1 protein-coding gene is annotated in these 518 nt (G+C 46.1%); it reads left to right on the top strand.

Going from position 1 to position 518, the window contains the following annotated elements; genetic code table 11:
- On the top strand, positions 1-518 hold a 518-nt coding region (locus ACFE6N_RS23540), incomplete at both ends, for a TlpA family protein disulfide reductase (protein ID WP_378940378.1).

Here is a 518-nt window from a genome sequence, read left to right as displayed (position 1 = left end):
GGCAGAGCAGCCATTTTGCTTTTTCGGGCGACAAACCCGATGAAGGCAAAAATACTTCAGTTACTTTAAACCGCTACCGCGGCAAACTGATTTTGCTCGATTTTTGGGCCACCTATTGTGTGCCCTGTATAGCCAGTTTCCCCAAAATGCAGGTGCTGCAACAAAAATACCAAAATGATCTGCAGATCATTCTGGTGAATAACGAACCGCTAGCCAGAGCAACTGCGTTTCTGCAAAAAAGAAAAGACGAGCATAACGAAGCCTTTACCGCTATTGTGGCCGATACCCTGCTGAACAATACTTTTCCGCACCGCACCATACCCCATTATGTATGGATCGGTAAAGATGGTAAAGTGTTGGCCATAACAGGAGAGGAAGAACTGGAGGAACCGAAACTGTTGCAGGCCATGGCGGGAGTGGGGAATAGCTTTGTTAATAAAAAAAATATCGATCCGGCTTTGCCTTTATTCAGCTCGGCCGATTTCCCTACCAAGGGTTTGCAAAAGTACAGCCTGTTA

Source organism: Pedobacter sp. BG31 (genome assembly GCF_042464845.1).
In the GTDB taxonomy this organism is placed as follows: Bacteria; Bacteroidota; Bacteroidia; order Sphingobacteriales; family Sphingobacteriaceae; genus Pedobacter; species Pedobacter suwonensis.
The sequence above is the reverse complement of the archived record's forward strand: the minus strand, read 5'-3'. Positions and strand labels throughout refer to the sequence as shown.